This is a genomic window from Zooshikella sp. RANM57, assembly GCF_050749885.1.
Taxonomy (GTDB): domain Bacteria; phylum Pseudomonadota; class Gammaproteobacteria; order Pseudomonadales; family Zooshikellaceae; genus Zooshikella.
The window spans coordinates 1-6,125 of record NZ_JBOIUB010000035.1 but is presented as its reverse complement, the minus strand read 5'-3'; the positions used below and the strand labels follow the sequence as shown (position 1 = coordinate 6,125).

General features: G+C 37.6%; 11 protein-coding genes. 5 read left to right on the top strand and 6 right to left on the bottom strand.

Annotated features, from left to right (window positions below):
* Positions 1 to 62 precede the first annotated feature (62 nt).
* Positions 63 to 443, bottom strand: coding sequence for a PAAR domain-containing protein (locus ACQ96U_RS26890; protein WP_431724370.1), 381 nt, complete (start codon positions 441 to 443; stop codon positions 63 to 65).
* Positions 444 to 773: 330 nt separating this feature from the next.
* Here ACQ96U_RS26890 and ACQ96U_RS26885 point away from each other — a divergent pair, with 330 nt between their 5' ends.
* From ACQ96U_RS26885 to ACQ96U_RS26870, 4 genes are read left to right on the top strand one after another with little or no spacing between them, the layout of a single operon-like run.
* Positions 774 to 1,079, top strand: coding sequence for a hypothetical protein (locus ACQ96U_RS26885; protein WP_431724369.1), 306 nt, complete (start codon positions 774 to 776; stop codon positions 1,077 to 1,079).
* Positions 1,072 to 1,350, top strand: coding sequence for a hypothetical protein (locus ACQ96U_RS26880; protein ID WP_431724368.1), 279 nt, complete (start codon positions 1,072 to 1,074; stop codon positions 1,348 to 1,350). The genes ACQ96U_RS26885 and ACQ96U_RS26880 overlap by 8 nt, the downstream gene beginning before the upstream one ends.
* A 15-nt stretch (positions 1,351 to 1,365) precedes the next feature.
* The gene (locus ACQ96U_RS26875; RefSeq protein ID WP_431724367.1) at positions 1,366 to 2,031 is read left to right on the top strand and encodes a hypothetical protein; all 666 of its coding nucleotides are present in this window, start codon (positions 1,366 to 1,368) and stop codon (positions 2,029 to 2,031) included.
* On the top strand, positions 2,018 to 2,254 hold the full coding sequence (locus ACQ96U_RS26870; RefSeq protein ID WP_431724366.1) for a hypothetical protein: 237 nt from the start codon (positions 2,018 to 2,020) through the stop codon (positions 2,252 to 2,254). The genes ACQ96U_RS26875 and ACQ96U_RS26870 overlap by 14 nt, the downstream gene beginning before the upstream one ends.
* Here the strand turns inward: ACQ96U_RS26870 and ACQ96U_RS26865 are convergent.
* The 5 genes from ACQ96U_RS26865 to ACQ96U_RS26845 all read right to left on the bottom strand — a co-directional run bounded on the left by ACQ96U_RS26865 (position 2,247) and on the right by ACQ96U_RS26845 (position 4,464).
* Positions 2,247 to 2,576: a TrfB-related DNA-binding protein gene (locus ACQ96U_RS26865; protein WP_431724365.1), complete on the bottom strand. Its 330-nt coding sequence runs from the start codon at positions 2,574 to 2,576 to the stop codon at positions 2,247 to 2,249. The genes ACQ96U_RS26870 and ACQ96U_RS26865 overlap by 8 nt on opposite strands.
* A gap of 149 nt (positions 2,577 to 2,725) precedes the next feature.
* The gene (locus tag ACQ96U_RS26860; RefSeq protein ID WP_431724364.1) at positions 2,726 to 3,016 is read right to left on the bottom strand and encodes a type II toxin-antitoxin system RelE/ParE family toxin; all 291 of its coding nucleotides are present in this window, start codon (positions 3,014 to 3,016) and stop codon (positions 2,726 to 2,728) included.
* Positions 3,016 to 3,273: a type II toxin-antitoxin system Phd/YefM family antitoxin gene (locus ACQ96U_RS26855; RefSeq protein WP_431724363.1), complete on the bottom strand. Its 258-nt coding sequence runs from the start codon at positions 3,271 to 3,273 to the stop codon at positions 3,016 to 3,018. Before ACQ96U_RS26855 ends, ACQ96U_RS26860 begins: the two co-directional genes overlap by 1 nt.
* Positions 3,274 to 3,431: 158 nt before the next feature.
* Positions 3,432 to 3,605, bottom strand: coding sequence for a hypothetical protein (locus tag ACQ96U_RS26850; protein WP_431724362.1), 174 nt, complete (start codon positions 3,603 to 3,605; stop codon positions 3,432 to 3,434).
* Positions 3,606 to 3,705: 100 nt separating this feature from the next.
* The gene (locus ACQ96U_RS26845) at positions 3,706 to 4,464 is read right to left on the bottom strand and encodes a ParA family protein (protein ID WP_431724361.1); all 759 of its coding nucleotides are present in this window, start codon (positions 4,462 to 4,464) and stop codon (positions 3,706 to 3,708) included.
* A gap of 341 nt (positions 4,465 to 4,805) precedes the next feature.
* Between ACQ96U_RS26845 and ACQ96U_RS26840 the strand changes: the two genes are divergently transcribed.
* On the top strand, positions 4,806 to 5,525 hold the full coding sequence (locus ACQ96U_RS26840; protein ID WP_431724360.1) for a hypothetical protein: 720 nt from the start codon (positions 4,806 to 4,808) through the stop codon (positions 5,523 to 5,525).
* Positions 5,526 to 6,125: the final 600 nt, after the last annotated feature.

The following is a 6,125-nucleotide window of genomic DNA, read 5'->3' as shown; positions in this document are numbered from 1 at the left end:
GAAAAACGTCGCAGGCAAACCCTGAGACAAGAGACAAAACACTTTTTGAACAATTCTGCTCATTAGCAGGCTAAGTGTGTCCAAAATAAGATTGTTTTTACGCTAAATAATTTTTGCGACAGAACCTTTGGATTAAACCCTGCAGCTTGCAGGTTAGTCGGTGTAATTGGTTGACTGTTATCTACACCAACCTGAAACCCTGTGGTAACTTTAGTACTACATGGCCCAATAATTGTGTTTCCGTTGCTTACTTGGCTGCCCACTATCGCAGCAGGCTTACCATCTACCATAATGGTGGGGTTACCTGTAGTGATAACACTTCCATCACTGAGCTTGTCTCCAACACGGGCAACAGGTAAGCCTTGGTCTTTCATGTTGGAGCTACCTTCAACAATAGTATTACCCTGACTGTCTTTATCACCCACACGAGCTAAACGAAACACTTGTTGTACTCTAAAAGGCGGCTATCCAGTCAGTGTAGTCAAAAAACCGAACCTGTTGCGGAAGTCCGTCATGCGAAAACATTTTTTCCGAATATAAGCTTACCGGAAAATACAAGACTCACTAAATCGCTAAGCTTCTTTTTATCCATTTATTAAATAATTTCTTGTTACCAGTTTCCTAGAAGTTATCACTATTTTAAACCAAACCAATATTATTACTCATAATATTACCCACAATCATCAATTATATACTTAAAATACCAACAATTCATGCTTGATAACGAAAAATAAAGGGTAATATAATGGGTAACATATACAAGGGAGATCCCCATGACTGAAACAGTGACGATAAAGGTAAGAAAAAGTTGTATTGAAGGGCTTAATGAGGCGTATTTTGGTGAGAACATCAGTATTGATGTTGGAGTAGAAGAGTTTGCTTTAAAACTATCTACAGATGTAAAAGAGCACTGGCAAGATGTCACAGGGTGCAAGTTTGAGTGTCGTAGAACAGATAAAGATGGTCATTTATCATATTCAGAAATCGTTCACCTCCTCGGACTTGGCGTCATGAAAGCCACTGAGCTTGATGCCTCAAATCCTCATCTAAAAACAAGCCTGGAAAATGCAAATGAATAACAATATTAGTGTTAATACATCTGTATTAACTAAGCCATTTTTTCAGAGTATTAAATTCAGCCCCCTAGAGCTATGGGCTATTGAAGAAACTATTGAACAAGTAAAAGTTTATAAAGCCCCTCAAAATGGCTGGACACTGAACTCTCTGACCATGCAAATTGAATGCATTATTATTTATCTTCCTGATCCTTACGAAACTGGTATTACATTTGTTTTCAAAATGGCTGGTTATGAGCTTTTAGCTAATGAAGACAGATTCATCTTTCTTTAATTCAAAGGATATGAAATGAAACAATCGCAACACACTAGATTATGCGACCAAGCAAAACACTGGCTGCTAAATACTGTTGGTTGCTCATTTGCTTTATCAGAGCTAAGAACAACTCATACAAATGAGTCTCCTGACGCGATCGGCTGGAAAAATGGATGTAGAGAATCATATTTAATTGAAGTAAAAACAAGTAGAAGTGACTTTTTTGCAGATAGAAAAAAGCCTTTTAGAAAAGATTCTTCAAAAGGAATGGGCAAATTTAGGTACTTCCTAGCCCCACCAAATTTATTAAAAGTTGATGATTTACCCACAAACTGGGGCTTATTAGAAGCCAATAAACGCAATATTCGCGTAATTCACGGTCATCACCCTAAAAAAGAGAATTCAGATCATCAATTCTCATTCACTGAGAATAACCTGCGTGCAGAGCAAATATTGATGATGACCATTCTTAGAAGAATGACATTACAACTTGGTGATTTACAAGGTTTTACAAACGTTAATGTCATTAACTTCTACAGTAAAATAGAAAAGCTGAAATGTGAAATAAACGAGTTTAAAGAAGAAATTAGTGATCTTAATAAAGAAAAAGAACGGTTAATTCGAGAAATAAATATTTACAATAAAATCAATAAGTTATGGTCATACAATATGGAGAGGAAAGCACATGAAAAACAATAAAAATAATCAGTTAAAACCAATCACTAAACGAGCTAAACAAACAGTCAGTCTAATCTATAAATATATTGAGTACTACAAATTATCAGTAAAACAAGCACCTGAATATATCCGAATTAGCAAAGATCAATATATTTGTTTAGATAATGCTTTCAATAATGCAAATCACGAGCTACCAGCTACTTTCGAAGGAATTCCTTTCATTGTAGACATTGGCCCTAGCTAGGGCCTTGCTCCTGATCCCTTATCTGCTTTATTTTCATTATCTCAAGCTTTGCCAGCAATGCATCAACATCAGACTGCATAGAAGGTGGATAGCTCACCTTTGTAGTCAACCACCCCTCTGGCGCAGAAGACTCTAAGTATGCTTGACGCAATCGACGACAGTTTTTACCAATCATTTGTACATTAACACCTGTCTGGTCTGCTGCTTCTTGATATTTGTGATGCTGCACAAGCACCATATACAGCGCTTGAAGCATATCATCACCGAACTTGCGTCCTTTTGCTATTGTGTAAAACTCTTCGCGTGTCAAAAAGAACTTCATGCAGCCTCATCCTAAACATGGGTAATGTTATGGGTAATTTTTATAGTGTATTAAAGTTTATAACCTCTTACTATAGGGCTTACAAATAAGGGAATCACATTCATAAGCGAGAAGAAAATCAGTAGCTATGATTAACTGTTGGCCCAGAATTAAAGATGCTTAACAGGATCTCGGCGCTTATGAAGAACCCTGACCACAGTTATTCCATGTGGTTGTGGCTGGTAGTATAAGATATGACTTTCATAGGGAAAGCTGCGTAAGTCTGAGCTTAGAGAAGCCCTTTTTAGTCCTAATGAGGGCCTATCAGCAAGTGCACCACACAGCTCCATAAGCCCATCCAGGTATTGATTTACTTGCTGCTGTCCCCATTGTTCTCTTGTGTAGTCAACGATACTTTCTAAATCAACTTCGGCTTTTGCAGTAAACTTAAAACTACTCACTACACCACCTTATTTTTCAACCGCTCAATCACTGACACACCATCAATAACATTACCTTCATCGATGTCCTTTAAGCCCTCATGTATCGCTGCTTTTAAGCTTTCTTCTTTGAGCCTTGCAAACGTCTCATATTCAGCAGCTGACATCACTACAGCAACAGGTTTACCGTTCTTATTAATTCCCACAGGCTCATACTGAGCTTTAATCAATAGCTCGCCAAACTCACGTTTAGCCTCGCTCGCATTCAAACTTTCCATTTACGCACCTCATATTGATCAAATTGACTATTTTAATCAATTTAATCCTTTTTGAAGTATCTGTCTAGTTACAGGAAAATCGCTAGGCCCCTCTATAGGTGCAACACATTGCATACATCTTATAAGCTAGTATTTTCAATAGGTGCAATAAGTTGCACCTATGACAACTGCTTTCTAATTACTTCAGCAAGCGCTTCTACAACATTCGGGTCATCTGCCAAGTATGTCAATGCTCTTAATGTCTTGTTATCTGTAACATTCTCGCCAGTCTCAGTACGTAGCAACTTTGTCAGCTTCTCAAGATTTTCAGACTCCGTTTTAGTCAGCTTCACTCCTTTGGTCGGCCGTTTATATGTACTCTCTCTGCTAGATTGTTCTGTAACTGTACTAGTAGGAACCGCTTTAGGCTTTGGTTTTACTCCCAACCGACGATTAAACATCCATCACCTCTTGAGCCAACTTGTCATAGTCTTCCACCGCAGATCTGTCACCCTTATGCATTGTTAGGGGAACATAATCCATTTGAGCATTGTTAATGGGTTTACTTGTGCGAACTTTCGTACTTGCTACGTTGTATTCACTTACTAAATCAGACATTTTAGTATTGATGCTCGTACTTCTTAGGTCGTACTTATTAAACAAGATAAGATAATCAAGCCGATTATTATCAACTTCCTCGATAATATTCAAAATATCAGCAACACCATCCAGACTAAAAGAACCATCGATAGGAATCAGTGCTAAATCCGCCGCATTCAAAGCATTAATAGTGGCAGGGCCAACATCTGGGGGGCTATCCAGCAATATACAATCAAACTGATCCACTAAAGGTGCAAGATGTTTTTTTAGAATTGAGTCTCGGCCAGCACGATTATTTACAAAATCATATGCATCCTGTTGTTGTAAATGTGCACCAATAATAAATAAGTTATCTATAACCTCACCACCAGGGTTAGCAGCAACCACAGCTTCTCCCGCTGCTAACTTTCTATTCATGAATAAGTCCATAATCGTGTACTTCAGCTCACGAAAGTTATTCACTAAACATGATGTAGTGTTGGCCTGTCCATCAAGATCAAGCACTAATGTCCTATACCCTAATTTTGCAAGCGATACACTTAAGTTAATTGCTGTACTCGACTTCCCTACCCCGCCCTTCTTATTAGCCAAAGCTATAATTTTTGCCTTCATATGTCCCCCTACGCTACATAAATCAATAGGTGCAACCTATTGCACTTATTGCTTACACAATAACCATACTAGGCAGCTTAGCACCTTATAGCATTCTATGTGCAACCTGTTGCACATGATCATAAAATGGTCAAATCACTTGTATGTATCACCCACAATGCAATAGGTGCAACCTGTTGCATACATCAGTCATATAACACAAGTTCATCCTATTAATTCACACTCTAATCAAGCGATAACGTAATATATGCAACAGGTTGCACCCATAATCCACATTGCTTTGATTAATTGAAGTGGAGTAGGGGAGGGCAGATGTTGTCGTGTAAACTCAAGGAGCAGTAATGGATTCAGACAGAATAATAAAAGAGCTAGATCAGTATCTCTCTAATTTTTGGGATAAAGGCATCGTCCAACAAACACAAATCATTATTGGGCTACTAGAACAAAATGGAGTACCAGTAAACAACAAGTCAGACTATTCAAGCACTGAGTCCATTTTAAATAAATACCTAGACACTAGGTATGAATATATTGAAGATAAAGAAAATCAAAAACAATATATGGATGAAGTAGGTGTTGAAGAGTATATAGATGGTTCCTTATTTGATACTGGCCGTATAAGTGGCATGCTTTACATGTTAGTACCTGATTGTTGTATTATTCAGTACAACGCTCTTGAACTCTATCAGCTTTATAATTTATGGGAAAAAATACTTTCTCTTATTGAGCCAAGCAAAACAAGTTGGAAAATCTTGAGTGATAAAAGGTTTGATTCAAGTGATGGAGAAGAGTGTTATCAATTAACCTTAGCCATAAATGATGAAAGCATTACATTCACATACCATGACTCTTACTTATGGCTTGAACCATTCTTAAACGATGTAAACCATGTTTTCCAAAAGTTAAAATTAACTGATCCTATATACTGCCTGACAATTGATGAAGTATGGCTTTGTTTTATGTACTTGCCTCTTCGTATTCACCATGTAGTCAATTATCTTTATCAAGCCTATACCACTGGAGAGGTGTATGATGTTAGTAGCCTTCTAGGCTACGACTAACCTCAAGTATATTAAGGTGCAATAGGTTGCACCTGGCTTCAAAGCTAAGCAACTCAATGCATGCAACCTGTTGCACCTAATACCCATTAACTAATAAAGATTAGCCACAAGTCTATTTGAGGATAGGTAGCACCTGCTTGAGAGCAAAAAAAGTGAGTACGAATGTACTCACAACATCACGCTAGAAGTCTTTTTTCTTAAAGAAATAAGACACTGGCGAAGTTTACCACGAAATATGGGAGATACGCCTTCACTCTATCTCTTTTATAAGTCCATCTATACTGCTTATGCTGTCATTGTCACGAAATAAAACTAAGACGCTGTCCATAATCAAATTATTTGATTTAGTAATACATAATACCAAAAGTGATATCATCTTACGCGAAAATCGTCAAAATAGCCGATAACACAGGTTACCGGCTATTTTTTCAAGGGAGTTTTGTATTTCGGCTGGGGAAGGAGTGCTAAGGGCGCACAAGGAGATAATAAAAAAATGAAAACAGTCTTAATCGAAGAACAATACAAGCCAACATGCTAGGCGCTGTCTTGTTAAAATGGACAGCGCCATATATTAAAATATTGAGGACCGAACTAGCACTG